14 protein-coding genes are annotated in these 13,980 nt (G+C 67.9%); 9 read left to right on the forward strand and 5 right to left on the reverse strand.

Annotation, left to right across the window (positions count from 1 at the left end):
• Positions 1-128 precede the first annotated feature (128 nt).
• Positions 129-1,250 carry an ABC transporter ATP-binding protein gene (locus tag LC066_RS10475; RefSeq protein WP_224898541.1) on the reverse strand — a complete coding sequence of 374 codons (1,122 nt, stop codon included), beginning with the start codon at positions 1,248-1,250 and terminating at the stop codon, positions 129-131.
• Positions 1,251-1,325: 75 nt separating this feature from the next.
• Positions 1,326-2,417 (reverse strand): polyamine ABC transporter substrate-binding protein, encoded by a 1,092-nt coding sequence (locus LC066_RS10480; RefSeq protein WP_222476029.1) that lies wholly within the window; start codon positions 2,415-2,417, stop codon positions 1,326-1,328.
• A 155-nt stretch (positions 2,418-2,572) separates the two neighbouring features.
• Here LC066_RS10480 and LC066_RS10485 point away from each other — a divergent pair, with 155 nt between their 5' ends.
• The 5 genes from LC066_RS10485 to LC066_RS10505 all read left to right on the forward strand — a co-directional run bounded on the left by LC066_RS10485 (position 2,573) and on the right by LC066_RS10505 (position 7,763).
• Positions 2,573-3,295, forward strand: coding sequence for a GntR family transcriptional regulator (locus tag LC066_RS10485; protein ID WP_222476036.1), 723 nt, complete (start codon positions 2,573-2,575; stop codon positions 3,293-3,295).
• 90 nt (positions 3,296-3,385) lie between these two features.
• The gene (locus LC066_RS10490; protein WP_224898543.1) at positions 3,386-4,780 is read left to right on the forward strand and encodes an aspartate aminotransferase family protein; all 1,395 of its coding nucleotides are present in this window, start codon (positions 3,386-3,388) and stop codon (positions 4,778-4,780) included.
• Between the two features lie 158 nt (positions 4,781-4,938).
• Positions 4,939-5,823: a formate/nitrite transporter family protein gene (locus LC066_RS10495; protein WP_222476040.1), complete on the forward strand. Its 885-nt coding sequence runs from the start codon at positions 4,939-4,941 to the stop codon at positions 5,821-5,823.
• A 97-nt stretch (positions 5,824-5,920) separates the two neighbouring features.
• Positions 5,921-6,970, forward strand: a complete 1,050-nt coding sequence (locus tag LC066_RS10500; RefSeq protein ID WP_224898545.1) for a lipoyl protein ligase domain-containing protein — start codon at positions 5,921-5,923, stop codon at positions 6,968-6,970.
• A gap of 67 nt (positions 6,971-7,037) precedes the next feature.
• On the forward strand, positions 7,038-7,763 hold the full coding sequence (locus LC066_RS10505) for an HpcH/HpaI aldolase family protein (RefSeq protein WP_224898547.1): 726 nt from the start codon (positions 7,038-7,040) through the stop codon (positions 7,761-7,763).
• Between the two features lie 25 nt (positions 7,764-7,788).
• Here LC066_RS10505 and LC066_RS10510 read toward each other — a convergent pair whose 3' ends face one another.
• Both LC066_RS10510 and LC066_RS10515 read right to left on the reverse strand, forming a co-directional pair.
• Entirely contained in the window at positions 7,789-9,171 is a 1,383-nt protein-coding gene (locus LC066_RS10510) for a 5'-nucleotidase C-terminal domain-containing protein (protein ID WP_224898548.1), read from the reverse strand.
• 240 nt (positions 9,172-9,411) lie between these two features.
• Positions 9,412-10,278, reverse strand: coding sequence for a branched-chain amino acid aminotransferase (locus LC066_RS10515; RefSeq protein WP_085889644.1), 867 nt, complete (start codon positions 10,276-10,278; stop codon positions 9,412-9,414).
• A gap of 267 nt (positions 10,279-10,545) precedes the next feature.
• Here LC066_RS10515 and LC066_RS10520 point away from each other — a divergent pair, with 267 nt between their 5' ends.
• Entirely contained in the window at positions 10,546-11,043 is a 498-nt protein-coding gene (locus LC066_RS10520; protein ID WP_224898550.1) for a MarR family winged helix-turn-helix transcriptional regulator, read from the forward strand.
• Positions 11,040-11,756: a response regulator gene (locus LC066_RS10525; protein WP_085889646.1), complete on the forward strand. Its 717-nt coding sequence runs from the start codon at positions 11,040-11,042 to the stop codon at positions 11,754-11,756. The genes LC066_RS10520 and LC066_RS10525 overlap by 4 nt, the downstream gene beginning before the upstream one ends.
• A gap of 4 nt (positions 11,757-11,760) precedes the next feature.
• On the opposite strand, the gene LC066_RS10530 is transcribed toward LC066_RS10525, so the two are convergent.
• The gene (locus LC066_RS10530) at positions 11,761-12,729 is read right to left on the reverse strand and encodes a phosphotransferase (RefSeq protein WP_224898552.1); all 969 of its coding nucleotides are present in this window, start codon (positions 12,727-12,729) and stop codon (positions 11,761-11,763) included.
• A gap of 112 nt (positions 12,730-12,841) precedes the next feature.
• Here LC066_RS10530 and LC066_RS10535 point away from each other — a divergent pair, with 112 nt between their 5' ends.
• Both LC066_RS10535 and LC066_RS10540 read left to right on the forward strand, forming a co-directional pair.
• Entirely contained in the window at positions 12,842-13,084 is a 243-nt protein-coding gene (locus LC066_RS10535) for an exodeoxyribonuclease VII small subunit (protein ID WP_085889648.1), read from the forward strand.
• Positions 13,084-13,947, forward strand: coding sequence for a polyprenyl synthetase family protein (locus LC066_RS10540; protein ID WP_412103237.1), 864 nt, complete (start codon positions 13,084-13,086; stop codon positions 13,945-13,947). The genes LC066_RS10535 and LC066_RS10540 overlap by 1 nt, the downstream gene beginning before the upstream one ends.
• Positions 13,948-13,980 lie beyond the last annotated feature (33 nt).

Raw genomic sequence — 13,980 nt, forward strand, 5'->3', positions numbered from 1 at the left:
TGAAGACAGGGGCCGGCGCCCGGTGGCCGCGCGCGGCGCCCCTGCTTCATCTCGTCGGAAATACTCCCGCCGGAGGCATCCGACAGGGACCAGGGGGCGCAGGGGGCGGGGCAGGGCGCCGGCCATCCTCAACGCTCCAGCAGGACGGCGGCGGTGTCGGACCAGCTGAGCCAGACCTTGTCTTCCCAGGTGAAGTTGCGCCGCGACAGGCGCCGGGTGTTGGTCGATTGCGCCTTCACCATGTGCCCGGTGGGCAGTTTCACGTGGTAGGTGGAGATATTGCCGAGATAGCCGATGTCGATGATCTCGCCATGCACCTTGTTGGTGGTCTCGGGCTCCTCGGCTGTGATGGTGATCTTCTCGGGGCGGATCGCCAGGTAGCAGTGCTGGTCCTTGGTCAGCATCGCGGTGGAGGTGGCGACCAGGGGCGAGGCGCCCTCGGCCCAGGTGACCAGCACCTTGTCGCCGGACTGGCTGGCGGCGCCCTCGATGATGTTCACGTCGCCGATGAAGTCGGCCACGTAGACCGAGTTCGGGTATTCGTAGATCCGGTCGGGGGTGGCGACCTGCACCAACTGGCCCTCGTCCATCACCGCCACGCGGGAGGCGACGGTCATCGCCTCTTCCTGGTCGTGGGTGACGATGACGAAGGTGGTGCCGGTCTTCTCCTGGATGTCCATCAGTTCGAACTGCGTCTCTTCGCGCAGCTTCTTGTCCAGCGCGCCCAGGGGCTCATCCAGCAGCAGCAGTTTCGGGGCCTTGGCGAGGGAGCGCGCCAGCGCGACCCGCTGGCGTTGCCCGCCCGAGAGCTGATGCGGCTTGCGGCGCGCGAATTTGTCGAGCCGCGTCAGGCGCATCATGTCGGCCACGCGGGTGGCGATCTCGTCCTTCTCGCGGCCTTCGCGTTTCAGGCCGAAGGCGACGTTTTCCCAGACCGAGAGGTGGGGAAACAGCGCGTAGCTCTGGAACATCATGTTCACGGGGCGCTTGTTCGGCGGCGTGGCGGCGATGTCCTCGCCGCCCAGCAGGATCTTCCCGGTGGTCGGCGTCTCGAACCCGGCCAGCATCCGCATCAGGGTCGTCTTGCCACAGCCCGAGGGGCCAAGCAGCGCGAAGAATTCGCGCGTGTAGATGTCGAGGTCGATGGACTGAATCGCGGTGAAGTCACCGAATTTCTTGGTGACGTTCTGAAACCGGATCAGCGGTTTCTCATCGGGATCTTCCCAGGGGGCAAAGACGGTCTGGGGCATGGGCGCGCGCGAACTCCGGGACGTGACAAGGCCCGCGCCGCGCGGGGCGCGACGCGGGATCGGTTTCGGCGGGGATCAGGTGCCCGATTTCACCCGGGTCCAGAGACGGGTCAGCAGACGCTGTTCCTTGGGCCCGAAGGGGGTCACGGTGTAGAGGTTGTCCAGCGTTTCCTCATCCGGGTAGATGGCGCCGTCGCCGATCACGTCCTCGTTCAGGAATTCCTGCGACGCCTCGTTGCCGTTGGCGTAGTAGACGTAGTTCGACGCCGCGGCCATGTTCTCGGCATCCATGATGAAGTTCAGGAACTGGTGGGCCGCGTCGGGGTTCGGCGCGTCGACCGGGATCGCCATCTGGTCGAACCACATCAGCGCGCCCTCGGAGGGGATGTAGTATTCGACGTTGACGCCGTTGTCGGCCTCCGCCGCGCGGTCGCGGGCGATCAGAACGTCACCGGACCAGCCGAAGGCGACGCAGATGTCGCCGTTGGCCAGCGCGTTGATGTACTCCGAGCTGTGGAACTTGGTGATGTAGGGGCTGATCGCGGTCAGCACCTCCTCGGCCTTGTCCAGCGCCTCTTCCGACTTGTCGTCGGGGTTGTCCCAGCCGGCATAGGTCAGGGCGGCGGGCACGGTTTCGGTGGGGGCGTCCAGCATGTAGATGCCACATTCCGACAGTTTCTCGGCATTGGCCGGATCGAAGATCAGCGACAGCGAGTTTTGCGCCACGTCCTCGCCCAGGACCTCGGCCACCTTGTCGGTGTTCACGCCGATGCCGGTGGTGCCCCACATGTAGTTGATCGAATATTCCCCGCCCGGGTCGTAGACATCGGTGCGGTCCTGGATCACGTCCCACATGTTCTCGATGTTGGGCAGCTTGGACTTGTCCAGCGGCTGGAAGGCGCCGGCCATGATCTGGCGCTGCAGGAAGGTGCCGGTGGGCACCACCACGTCGTAGCCGGACCCGCCGGCCAGCATCTTGGTTTCCAGCAGTTCGTTGCTGTCGAAGACGTCGTAGATCAGCTCGATGCCGGTCTCGGCCTCGAATTTCTCCAGCAGGCTCTCGTCGATGTAGTCGGACCAGTTGTAGACGTGGACCTCTTCCGCCTGGGCCGCAGCCGCACCAAGGGCGAGGGTCGCGGCCGTCAGGCCGAGGATGGAACGTTTCATGAATGCACTCCCGTTGTTTCGCCTGGGGTCTTCTGCCCCTTGATCCCCGATTTGATCAAAAGGCCGGGAACCTGGCAACATGAAGATGTTTTCATGGCCGCCCTGACCGTGCAAGATGGCGCGGTGCCCGGGTGGGTCAACGTGAGGTGATTATTTTGCAGGCAGCGGACACGCAGGGCGGCCCTGCCGGGGCAGCGGCCCCGGACGACGGGCGGTCGGAGGGTGAGAAGCAGGGCGCGGGACAGGGGGCCGGGCTGCCCGCGCATGAGGTGGTCTATCGCACCCTGCGGGCCCGTGTTCTTTACGGGCAGTTCGAACCGGGCCAGGCGGTGACCATCCAGGGGCTGGTGGCCGAACTGGGCGCGGGCATGACCCCGGTGCGCGAGGCGCTGCGCCGGCTGATGGCCGAGGGCGCGCTGGAATTTCAGGGCAACCGCCGCATTTCCGTGCCCCTGCTGGGCGCGGCGGAGATCGAACAGCTTCTGGTGGCTCGCCGCGCGCTGGAGCCGGAACTGGCCCGCCGCGCCTGCGCCCGCATCGCGCCCGAGGACATCGCGGCGATGGAACGGATCGACGGCGCGCTGGATGACGCCATCCGGCGCGGCCATGTCCACGACTACCTGGTGGAGAACCACAAGTTCCACGCCCGGCTGAACGCCGCGGCCGAGGCGCCGATCCTGTCGGGGCTGGTCGAGGGGCTGTGGCTGCGCTTCGGCCCGTCGCTGCGGGTGGTCTGCGGCGCCTTCGGCACCCGCAACCTGCCCGACATGCACAAGGACCTGATCACCGCCCTGAAAACAGGCGATGCCGAGGGGGCCGCCCGTGCCATGCAGGGTGATCTGGAACAGGGGATGGAGATGATCCTGCGCGCCCTCTGAGGGTTCCCGCGATTCGATTGACAGCGCGGGATTTGATCATATCCTCTGGGCCAAGCGCCCCTGACCGGGCGGACAGCCGAGGATTTCGCCATGACCAAGATCTCCAACCACCTGCCGACGGCAGAGCTTCAGGCGCTGGACGCGGCGCACCACGTCCATCCCTTCACCACCCAGACCGAGCTGGCCGAGCGCGGCGCCCGGGTCATCACCGGCGCCCAGGGCTGCTGGCTGACCGACAGCGAGGGGCACAGCATCCTCGATGCCATGGCCGGGCTGTGGTGCGTCAACATCGGTTACGGCCGCACCGAGCTGGCCGAGGTCGCCGCCCGCCAGATGACCGAACTGCCCTATTACAACACCTTCTTCATGACGACCCATGCCCCGGTGATCGCCCTGTCGAAGAAGCTGGCGGAGCTGGCGCCGGAGGGGCTGAACAAGGTGATGTTCGCCTCCTCCGGGTCCGAGGCCAATGACACCAACATCCGCCTGGTGCGCACCTACTGGGCCGAGAAGGGCAAGCCCGAGAAGCAGACCATCATCTCGCGCTGGAACGCCTACCACGGGTCCTCTGTCGGCTCCGGCTCCCTCGGTGGCATGAAGGGGATGCACATGCAGGGCGGCCTGCCGATCCCCGGCATCCACCATATCGACCAGCCTGACTGGTGGTCCGAGGGTGGCGACATGAGCCCCGAGGACTTCGGCCTGGAACGGGCGCAGCAGCTGGAAAAGGCCATCCTGGAGCTGGGCGAGGAGAACGTCGCGGCCTTCATCGCGGAACCCGTGCAGGGCGCCGGCGGCGTCATCGTGCCGCCCGAGACCTACTGGCCCGAGATCCAGCGCATCTGCGACAAGTACGAGATCCTGCTGATCGCGGACGAGGTGATCTGCGGCTTCGGGCGCACCGGCCACTGGTTCGGCAGCCAGGCCGTGGGCATCCGCCCCGACATCATGACCATCGCCAAGGGTCTGTCGTCCGGCTACCAGCCGATCGGCGGCTCGATCCTGTCGGACGAGGTGGCCGAGGTCATCGGCGCGACCGAGTTCAACCACGGCTACACCTACTCCGGCCACCCCGTCGCCTCGGCGGTGGCGCTGGAGAACCTGCGCATCCTCGATGAGGAAGGCGTGGTGGACACCTTCGGCAGCGTCACCGCGCCCTACCTGAAGGAAAAGTTCGAGGGCCTGGCCAAGCATCCCATGGTGGGCGAGGCGAAGATCGTCGGCGGCATGGGCTCCATCGCGCTGACGCCCGACGCGGCAAGCCGGGCGAAGTTCAAGGCCCCCGGCGGCACGGTGGGCTACATGGTGCGCGAGCGCTGCTTTGCCAACAACCTGGTGATGCGCCACGTGGGCGACCGCATGATCATCTCGCCGCCGCTGGTGATCTCGACGGAAGAGATCGACACGCTGATCGAACGCGCCTGGACCAGCCTCGACGAGGCGATGGCCCAGGTGAAGGCCGAGGGGCTGTGGGAAGCGGCGTGATCGCCCGCCGCAGGGCCTGACGAAACGGAGCGGAGCCCTCGCCGGATGGCGGGGGCTTTGTTGTTCTTGGGGAAAAGCCATCCGCACAGCTTACTTAACGGGAACCTCTGCCCCCCGCGCGGCGTTCGTCCTGATCCGCCGTATCAGGACTCTCCCCCGTGACCGATCTTTCCGACCCGAAGCACCCCCACCACGACGCCACCGAACAGACCTCCCAAAAGGACCACGAACCAGACCTCGAGGATCTTGAGGAAAAGTTGCCCTCCACCGCCGCCGCCGTGCATGAGATCATCCGGCGCGAAGGCGACAAGGAGATGGCGCGCGACGGGCGGGCCCTGCTGTGGTCGGCCATTGCGGGCGGGATCACCATGGCGACCTCCTACATGGCGCGGGGGCTGTTGCATGCGCATCTGCCCGACACCGACATCGCCTTCCTGGTGGAATCCATGGGCTATACCCTGGGCTTCATCTTCGTCATCTGCGCCGGGCAGCAGCTGTTTACCGAAAACACCGTGACACCCGTGCTGCCCGTGATGTCGGACCCGACGAAACGCAACGTGGCCCGCGTTCTGCGGCTCTGGGCGATCGTGCTGGCGGGCAATACCGCCGGGGGCGCCATCGCCGGAGCGGTGCTGGCCTTCATGCCGCTCTTCGACAGTGACACGACCTCTGCCTTCGTCGAGATCGGGCGCCACCTGATCGGCAAACCGGCACCGGAGATGTTCTCGGGTGGGGTGATTTCCGGCTGGCTGATCGCGACGCTGGTCTGGGCCATGGCGGCGGCGCCCCGGGCGCGGCTCTGGCTGATCTTCCTCGCCACCTGGCTGGTCTCGGTGGGGGATTTCCCCCACGTGATCGCGGGCACCACGGAGGTCCTCTACCTGGTCTTCCTTGGCCAGGCGAGCCTGGGCGCGGCGGTGCTGGAATTCTGGCTGCCGACGCTTCTGGGCAATGTCATCGGCGGCACCTTCATCTTCGCGCTGATCGCCCATGCCCAGGTGCGTGCCGATGTCGACGACAAGGTCAGCCCGCGCAACCGCTGACCGACCTCAGGGCGGCCCTGCGGTCGCCGCCCCCTTGAACCTGGCGGCCCGGAGGCGCATCACCGGGCCGAATGATGCGCCAGACGGAGGGCAGCAGATGCACGGCGAATACAAGGTGGTGGGCGGCAAGATGGTCGTCGCCGATCTGGAGGTGCGCGACGGCAAGCTGGCCGATGTGCGCATCTCGGGCGATTTCTTCCTCGAACCGGCGGAAGCGCTGGCCGACATCACCGCCGCGCTGGAGGGGCTGCCCGCCAGTTCCAGCAGCGAAGACATCATCACGGCGCTGGACCAGGGCATTCCCGCCGGCACCGCGTTGGTCGGTTTCAGCGTCGAGGCCATCGCCATTGCCGTGCGCCGCGCGCTCGGTGTCGCCAAGGGCTGGCGCGATTACGAATGGCAGGTGATCCGCACCGACCCCCTGGCCCCGGCGATGCACCTTGCCCTGGACGACGTGCTGGCCCGCGACGTAGCCGCCGGGAAACGCCCGCCCACCCTGCGGTTCTGGGAATGGGATCGCCCGGCGATCATCATCGGCAACTTCCAGTCGCTGTCGAACGAGGTCGACTTGGAGGCCTGCGACCGCCTGGGCGTTCAGGTCGTGCGCCGGGTGACGGGCGGCGGCGCGATGTTCGTCGAACCCGGCTCGGCCATCACCTATTCTCTCTATGCGCCCGGCGAGCTGGTCGGCGACATGGATTTCGCCGCCTCCTATGCCTTCCTCGACAACTGGGTGCTGCAGGGGCTCAAGGACGTTGGCATCGACGCCTTCTACAAGCCGCTGAACGACATCGCCTCGCCCAAGGGTAAGATCGGCGGCGCGGCGCAGAAACGCTATGCGGGCGGGATGGTGCTGCATCATGTGACCATGTCCTACGACATGGATGCGTCGAAGATGATGCAGGTGCTGCGCATTGGGCGGGAGAAGATCTCCGACAAGGGCATCACCTCGGCGGCGAAACGGGTGGATCCGGTGCGCAGCCAGACGGGTCTGCCGCGCGAGGAGGTGATCGAACGCCTCGTCGGCACCTTCAAGGCGGTGAACGGCGGCACCGACGGCGGGCTGAGCGAGGACGAGCGCGCCCGCGCCGAGGCCCTGGCGGCAGAGCAGTTCGAGACCGACGCCTGGCTGCACAAGGTGGGCTGAGGGGCTGTTCGCGGTTTCCTCCGCCCCCGCGTCGGGGCATGATCCCGGCGCAAGAGGAGGAAAGACCATGACCCTGCGTGACCGCCTGACCGCCCCCGATGCCCGCCTGCGCGGCATCTTCCAGGACCTGCCCAGCCCGGCGGTGACCGAGGTGCTGTGCCTGGCCGGCGTCGATTTCCTCTGTGCCGACAGCGAACATTCCAGCTTTCGAGGTGAGGTCCTGTCGAACGTCCTGCGCGCCGCCGGCTGTCACGACACGCCGGTGCTGGTGCGGGTGGCCGATGCGGTGCCGCACTTGATCGCCGAGGCGCTGGATGCGGGCGCGGCCGGCGTCATGGTGCCGCGCGTCAGCGACGCCGAGACCGCCCGCGCCTGCGTGGCCGCTGCCCGCTTCCCGCCCCAGGGCGTCCGCGGTGCCGGGCCGGGGCGCGGCGCGGGCTACGGCTATCGCATGGCAGAGGTGATCGAGGCACCCGCGCCGCTGATCGGCGTGCAGGTGGAAACTCTGGGCGCGCTGGACACGCTCGAAGAAATCCTGGCGATCGAGGGGCTGGATTACCTGATGATCGGCCCGGCGGACCTCGGCCTGGCCCTGCGTGCGGGACGCCCCGACTTGTCGCTGGATGCGGCCATCGTACAGGTGCGCGACGCCTGCGCCGCCGCTCGCATGCCCCTGGGCATCTTCGCCGCTGATCGCGCGGCGGGGGATGCGGCGCTGGACTGGGCGCAGTTCGTCCTTCAGGGCACCGATGCGATGCTTCTGGCCGCCGCCACCGAGGCCGCCTTCCGCTGAGCGGCGGGCCCCGGTGGCGCGAAGGTTACAGCCGCGCTAGGTGGTCGGCCACCAGCGCCTTCAGCTCCAGCCCCTCGACGGTTTCGAACACCAGGTCGGTGGTGCCCAGATAGCTTTCCTGGTTCATCGCCGACCAGCCGTTCATCGCCAGCCGGTAGGTGGCGCTGTCGTCCAGGTCCGGGTCGGCCACGTGCATGTAGTCGCCCGTCCGCGCGTCGAGGTCGGCGGCACGGAACTGGTTTGCGCGCGTCAGGATCTTGCGCAGCTGCGCGCCGGTCACCTCGGTCACCGAGATGCCGCCGCCAAAACGCACGAAAGCGTCGAAGTCGTATTTGGTCAGTGGTCCCGCGGCCAGCGGCGCGCCGAAGGTGGTGTGGCCCAGCATGGCGACGTCGGCCTGCGCCGCCGCGCGCACCGCCTCGGCGGCCAGCAGGATCGAGCCGTGGATGTCCAGGCTTTCGGGGATCTCGGCGATCAGCGCGCTGTCGTCCTGGGTCAGATGTTCGGCCTTCAGCGCCTCGATCCGCCCCAGCAGGGCGGCATCGCCGCCGCCGGCGGGCACGGGCAGGGCGCGGTAACCGGCGGTCACCGCCTCGCCGTCGCGGCGCAGGGTGACGATGCCCAGCTCGGTCCCCCAGCAGGCGCCGTGGAAATAGGTGACGTGATCGACATCCATGCCGAAGCTCAGGTGGTCGTGGCCGCCCTGCATCACGGTGCCGGCGGGCAGGCTGTCGATATAGGCCTTGTCGGGGGTGACGCCCGCGTGGGTCATGATGACGGTCAGGTCCGTGCCTTCGGTCACGCCGGGCAGCTCTGCCGCGACGGTCTCGGCGGCCTCGGTGAAGCCCAGGGTGTCGCGCACCTCCTCGGGGTAGGTGAAGGGCGCGGTGACCCCGAGCCCGAGGATCCCGAGGGTCAGGCCACCCAGTTCCAGCGTCGTGGCGGGGGCGGCGAAGGGCGCGCCGCTGCGGGTGTCGGTAAGGTTGGAGATCACGGTGACCCCGGCGGCGCGGGCCAGTCGCACGGTCTCGGCCATGTCGAGGGTGAAGTCGGGCTCATGGTTGCCCAGGTTCAGGACGACGGGCATCTCGGCGGCCAGCGCCTCGACAAAGGCCCAGTCGGCTGCCCCGCCGGAGCGCAGGCCGACCACGTTACCGGTCTCGAACAGGTCGCCATTGATCAGCACGGCGGCGGGGACCCCGGCGGCGTCGCGCTCGGCGCGGATCATCTCCAGCAGTTTCGGCAGGCGGGCGTAGGCGCAATGCAGGTCCGCCAGGGTGAAGAGCAGCGCCTCGGCGCCCCCGGACTGCGCGCGGGCCGACAGCGGCAGCGCGGCCAGCGCGGCGGAGGCGGCGGCGCCTTGCAGCATCAGGCGGCGGTTGAGGGCGAAGGTGGCGTGAAAGCTCATGTCCGGCATCCTTGGTTGGGAAAGGGGAAGGGTGGCGCGCAGGCCGTCATCGCCGCTTCCCTAGGCCCGGATGATGACGCCCGCGTGACGGGTGACGCTCGGCGCGCGGGGTAGGGGCTCTGCTCCCCTTGAGCCTGCGGCTCAACTCCCCCCGGGGGCGATAAACGGGGCGGGACCCAAGGCAAAGGGCCCGCCGCTTGCGCGGGGGCCCTTCGGGTCGTCTTGCATTGGCGGCCCGGGTCAGGCGCGGACCAGCTTCTCGTAGGTCTCGACCATGTCCTTGGCCAAGGCGCCCACCTCGAAGGTGTAGTCGCCGATCTGGCCCACGGGGGTCACCTCGGCCGCGGTGCCGGTCAGCCAGCACTGCTCGAAGCCTTCCATCTCGTAGGGCTCGATATGGCGTTCGTAGACCTTGATACCCTTTTCCTTCAGCAGGTCGATCACCGTCTGCCGGGTGATGCCGTTCAGGAAGCAGTCGGGCAGCGGCGTGTGCACTTCGCCGTCCTTGACGAAGAAGATGTTGGCGCCGGTCGCCTCGGCCACGTAGCCACGGTAATCCATGAACAGCGCGTCGGAACAGCCCTTGGCCTCCGCCGTGTGCTTGGACATGGTGCAGATCATGTAGAGACCGGCGGCCTTGGCATGCACGGGGATGGTCTCGGGCGAGGGGCGCTTCCACTTGGCGATGTCGAGCTTGGCGCCCTTCATCTTCGCGTCACCGTAGTAGTTGCCCCATTCCCAGCCGGCGATGGCCAGGCGCACGGGGTTCTTCATCGAGCTGACGCCCATGTCCTCGCCGGCGCCGCGCCAGGCCACCGCGCGCACATAGGCGTCGGTCCAGCCATTGGCTTCCAGCATGGCGTATTTCGCCGCTTCGATCTCCTCTACCGAGTAGGGAATCTCGAAATCCAGCATCTCTGCGGATTTCCGCAGGCGCTTGGAATGCTCCACCCCCTTGAAGATCTTGCCGTTGTAGCAGCGTTCACCTTCGAAGACGGAGGAGGCGTAATGGAGCGCATGGGTCAGCAGGTGTACGTTGGCATCGCGCCAGTCCACCAGTTTCCCATCCATCCAGATCTTGCCGTCGCGGTCTTCATAACTCGACATCGCGAACCTCCTGACATCAGATTTTTTCCATATGTTGCGTCGAAATGGTCCGAACCGGACATAAAATTGCGTCGCAGCATCGGACAGGTAGCTTTTGATTCTTGGAATGTCAACAAGTCTGACGTAGTTTTGCACTGCAGCGACTGGGCTGCGGGCGCAGCGAGGGGCCGTGCTGGGCCGTGACCCGTGCCGCGCGCGGGCCGGCGATGTCTTGGCTAATCGCCCTCGACCGCCTATCGTCGCGCTGCTTTGGTAATGGGAGGCGTCATGTCGGAAGGTCAGGTCGGAGACTCGTTGCTGTTTCTGACGGATGAGCAATTGCGCCAGGGGATCGAGGCAATGTTCTTTGCCTATCGGGGGTTTACCGCCGGTCCCGACCATCTGCTGGAGGGCACGGGATACGGTCGTGCGCATCACCGGGCGCTGCATTTCATCGCCCGGGCGCCGGGGATGAACGTCAACCGGCTGCTGGCGATCCTGGGGGTCACCAAGCAGAGCCTGAACCGCGTGCTGCGCACCCTGATTGCCGATGAAATGGTGGAAAGCCGCGTCGGTCGCGCCGACAAGCGGGAACGCCATCTTTACCTGACGGAGAAGGGGGCGGCGCTGGAGGGGCAGCTGTCGGACGCGCAGCGCAAGTGGATGCGCGACGCCTATCGCAAGGCCGGCCCCGATGCCGTCGCCGGATTCCGGCAGGTGCTGGAGGCGCTGATGGATAGCGACATCCGCAAATCCTACAACGCCCTGCGCGAGGCCGGTGCATGAGCGATCCGGATCCGCACCTGCTGATCGTCGATGATGACGAACGGATCCGTGACCTGCTGGCGCGGTTCCTCAAGCGCAGCGGCTTCCTGATCTCGACCGCCCGCGACGCGGCCCATGCCCGGCGCCTTCTGTCGGGGCTGGAGTTCGACCTGATCGTCCTGGACGTGATGATGCCGGGCGAGGACGGGATTTCCCTGACCGAGAGCCTGCGTGCGGGCGGGTTGCGCACGCCCGTCCTGCTGCTGACGGCCCGGGGGGAGACCGAGGATCGCATCCGCGGGCTGGAGGCGGGGGCGGATGATTACCTCGTGAAACCCTTCGAGCCGCGCGAACTTCTGCTGCGCATCAATGCCATCCTGCGCCGGGTGCCGGACATGCCGGTGCAACGGGTGCTGCCCAAGGTGCTGCATCTGGGCGAGGTCCGTTACGACATCGACCGGGGCGAGCTCTGGGCCGGGGATCAGCCGGTGCGCCTGACTGCCACCGAGGTGCAGCTGATGCGGATCTTCTCCGCCCATCCGGGCGAGCCGCTGTCGCGGTTGCAGCTGGTGGAGGAGCTGGGCCGGGGCGGGCAGGGCGACACCGGCGGGGCGCAGGAGCGTGCCGTCGACGTGCAGATCACCCGCCTGCGGCGCAAGATCGAGGCGGACCCGAAGCAGCCGCGCTACCTGCAGACGGTGCGCGGCGCGGGCTACATGCTGGCGCCGGACTAAGGCCCTAGCTCTTCAGCAGGTCGCGCAGGTCCTCGAACATCGCCTCGGACAGGGCGACCGTATGGCGGATGCGGGGTCCCGGCATGTCGGGGTGTTCGACGCGGACCAGCAATTCGTGACAGAGGAAAAACGGCAGGTCGCCCGTCAGCTCCTCGTCCGTCAGGGCGAAGGTACGGGCGAAATCCGCGAGGCCGCCCGCGTCCACGCCAAAGCGGCGCTGGCCCGAGGGCAGCATGCCGCGCCGGGCGGCGTGCACCAGGAAACGCGCGATGTCGCGATAGATCGGCGCGCGGTTGGACGCGCCCAGGTCGATCCCCCAGGTCACGCCACCTGCATCCCGCATCAGGTTGTTGGGGTGGAAATCCCCGTGCCCCAGGGCGCTGCGCCAGGTCGTGACGGGCCGCAGGCGGCGCGACAGGGCCTGCATTTTCTGCAGTACGCGCGCCTCGATCCCCTTCAGCCGGTTATGCGCTTGACGGGCCTGGCCGGCCTCGGCCCATTTGCGCCAGGGGCCGCGGTTGACCGGGCGGTCCTCCAGCGTGGGCGCGGCATGGGCGGCCAGCCAGCCCGCGCCGCTGGCCTGAAGGGCGGGGCGGTCCGGCTTGTCGGCCTGCCACAGCGCGTCCAGAAGGGGGGTGCCGCTGATCGCCTGCGTTACCGCTACGCGGTCGCCGGCGATCAGGCGGATCGGTTCGGGCACCCGGAAGGGGCCGTCGCCCATGTAGCCGTGCACGCGGGTCTGTTCGTCGTGGCGGGCGCGGAACCCCGCGACCTCCTCGGGGGCCAGGGCCAGGTGGAACACCACCGCCCGGCCCAGCCAGTGCCCGGCGAAGACGGCGCGGCGCCCGGGCACCAGGCGCAGGATCTCCTCCGGCGCCGCATCAAGGCCCGCCAGCAGCTCTTCCAGGATACCAGCGGCGCGGGCGGCCGCGGCGGGATCGGCCTGGGCGGTGTTTTCCAGCAGCGCGTTCATGGGCCCATCCTGCGCTGTCCCGCCCAAGCCCGTCAACGCGCCAGAAGCCGAATTGAACCACCGGGAAGGGGGCGCTAAGGTGCGCCCGAACTCGCCCCTGAAGGAGCCCGCCATGAGCGATACCCCGATCTCCGAGATGTCCTTCGAAGCTGCCATGAAGGAGCTGGAAACCGTCGTTGGCCAGCTGGAACGCGGCGACGTGGAGCTGGAGGCGTCGATCAAGCTTTATGAACGCGGGGCCGAGCTGAAGAAGCACTGCGAGACCAAGCTGAAAGAGGCCGAGGAGAAGGTCGCGGCGATCACCTTGGACGGCGAGGGCAACCCCGCCGCGCTGAAACCGGTCGAGGGGCTCTGATCTTGTTCCAGAACGCCCTGGCCGAGGCGGGCGCGGCTGTTTCCGACCATCTGGACGATGTGCTGGCCCCCTTCGAGGGCGAGCTGGGCGCGGCCATGCGCTATGCCTGCGGCGGCGGCAAGCGGCTGCGCGCCTTCCTGGTGCTGGAAAGCGCGCGCCTGCATGGCGTGGCGCGTTCGCCCGCGCTGGACGCGGCGGCGGCGATCGAGGCGGTGCATGCCTATTCGCTGGTCCATGACGACATGCCCTGCATGGATGACGACGACCTGCGGCGCGGGCTGCCCACCGTCCACGTGAAATGGGACGAGGCGATGGCCGTGCTGACCGGCGATGCCCTGCAGGCCGTGGCCTTCGATCTGGTGTCGGATGCCGATCTGCCGGACCTGGCGCGGCTGAACCTGCTGCGGGGCCTGGCCCGCGCGGCCGGGGGGCACGGCATGGTCCTGGGCCAGGTCCTGGACATCGCCGCCGAAACCGCCGCCACGCCGCTGACGCTGGATCAGATCAAGCGGCTGCAGGCGTTGAAGACCGGCGCGCTGTTTGAATGGTCGGCCACGGCAGGCGCGGTCATGGCCGGCGCCGACCCCGCCCCGCTGGCGCGCTACGCCGAGGCCTTCGGCCTGGCCTTCCAGATCGCCGACGACATCCTGGACGTCGAGGGTGACGAGGCACAGACCGGCAAACGCGTCGGCAAGGATGCCGCTGCGGGAAAGGCCACATTTGTCTCCCTCATGGGCCTGGACGGCGCCCGGGCCGAGGCGCAGCGCCTTGTCGACTTGGCCTGCGACGCCCTGGCCCCATATGGTGAGGCAGCCGGGAACTTGCGGGAGGCCGCCCGCTTCGTTATCTCCCGGCAAAGCTGAACGCGCGGGGTCTCCCCCTGCCACCCCGCCCGA

Source organism: Pseudooceanicola marinus, from assembly GCF_020177265.1.
In the GTDB taxonomy this organism is placed as follows: Bacteria; Pseudomonadota; Alphaproteobacteria; order Rhodobacterales; family Rhodobacteraceae; genus Pseudooceanicola; species Pseudooceanicola marinus_A.

Coding starts and splice junctions, on each gene's coding strand:
- LC066_RS10475 (WP_224898541.1), bottom strand. CDS start 1,250: ATGCCCCAGACCGTCTTTGCCCCCTGGGAAGATCCCGATGAGAAACCG.
- LC066_RS10480 (WP_222476029.1), bottom strand. CDS start 2,417: ATGAAACGTTCCATCCTCGGCCTGACGGCCGCGACCCTCGCCCTTGGT.
- LC066_RS10490 (WP_224898543.1), top strand. CDS start 3,386: ATGACCAAGATCTCCAACCACCTGCCGACGGCAGAGCTTCAGGCGCTG.
- LC066_RS10500 (WP_224898545.1), top strand. CDS start 5,921: ATGCACGGCGAATACAAGGTGGTGGGCGGCAAGATGGTCGTCGCCGAT.
- LC066_RS10505 (WP_224898547.1), top strand. CDS start 7,038: ATGACCCTGCGTGACCGCCTGACCGCCCCCGATGCCCGCCTGCGCGGC.
- LC066_RS10510 (WP_224898548.1), bottom strand. CDS start 9,171: ATGAGCTTTCACGCCACCTTCGCCCTCAACCGCCGCCTGATGCTGCAA.
- LC066_RS10515 (WP_085889644.1), bottom strand. CDS start 10,278: ATGTCGAGTTATGAAGACCGCGACGGCAAGATCTGGATGGATGGGAAA.
- LC066_RS10520 (WP_224898550.1), top strand. CDS start 10,546: ATGTCGGAAGGTCAGGTCGGAGACTCGTTGCTGTTTCTGACGGATGAG.
- LC066_RS10525 (WP_085889646.1), top strand. CDS start 11,040: ATGAGCGATCCGGATCCGCACCTGCTGATCGTCGATGATGACGAACGG.
- LC066_RS10530 (WP_224898552.1), bottom strand. CDS start 12,729: ATGAACGCGCTGCTGGAAAACACCGCCCAGGCCGATCCCGCCGCGGCC.
- LC066_RS10535 (WP_085889648.1), top strand. CDS start 12,842: ATGAGCGATACCCCGATCTCCGAGATGTCCTTCGAAGCTGCCATGAAG.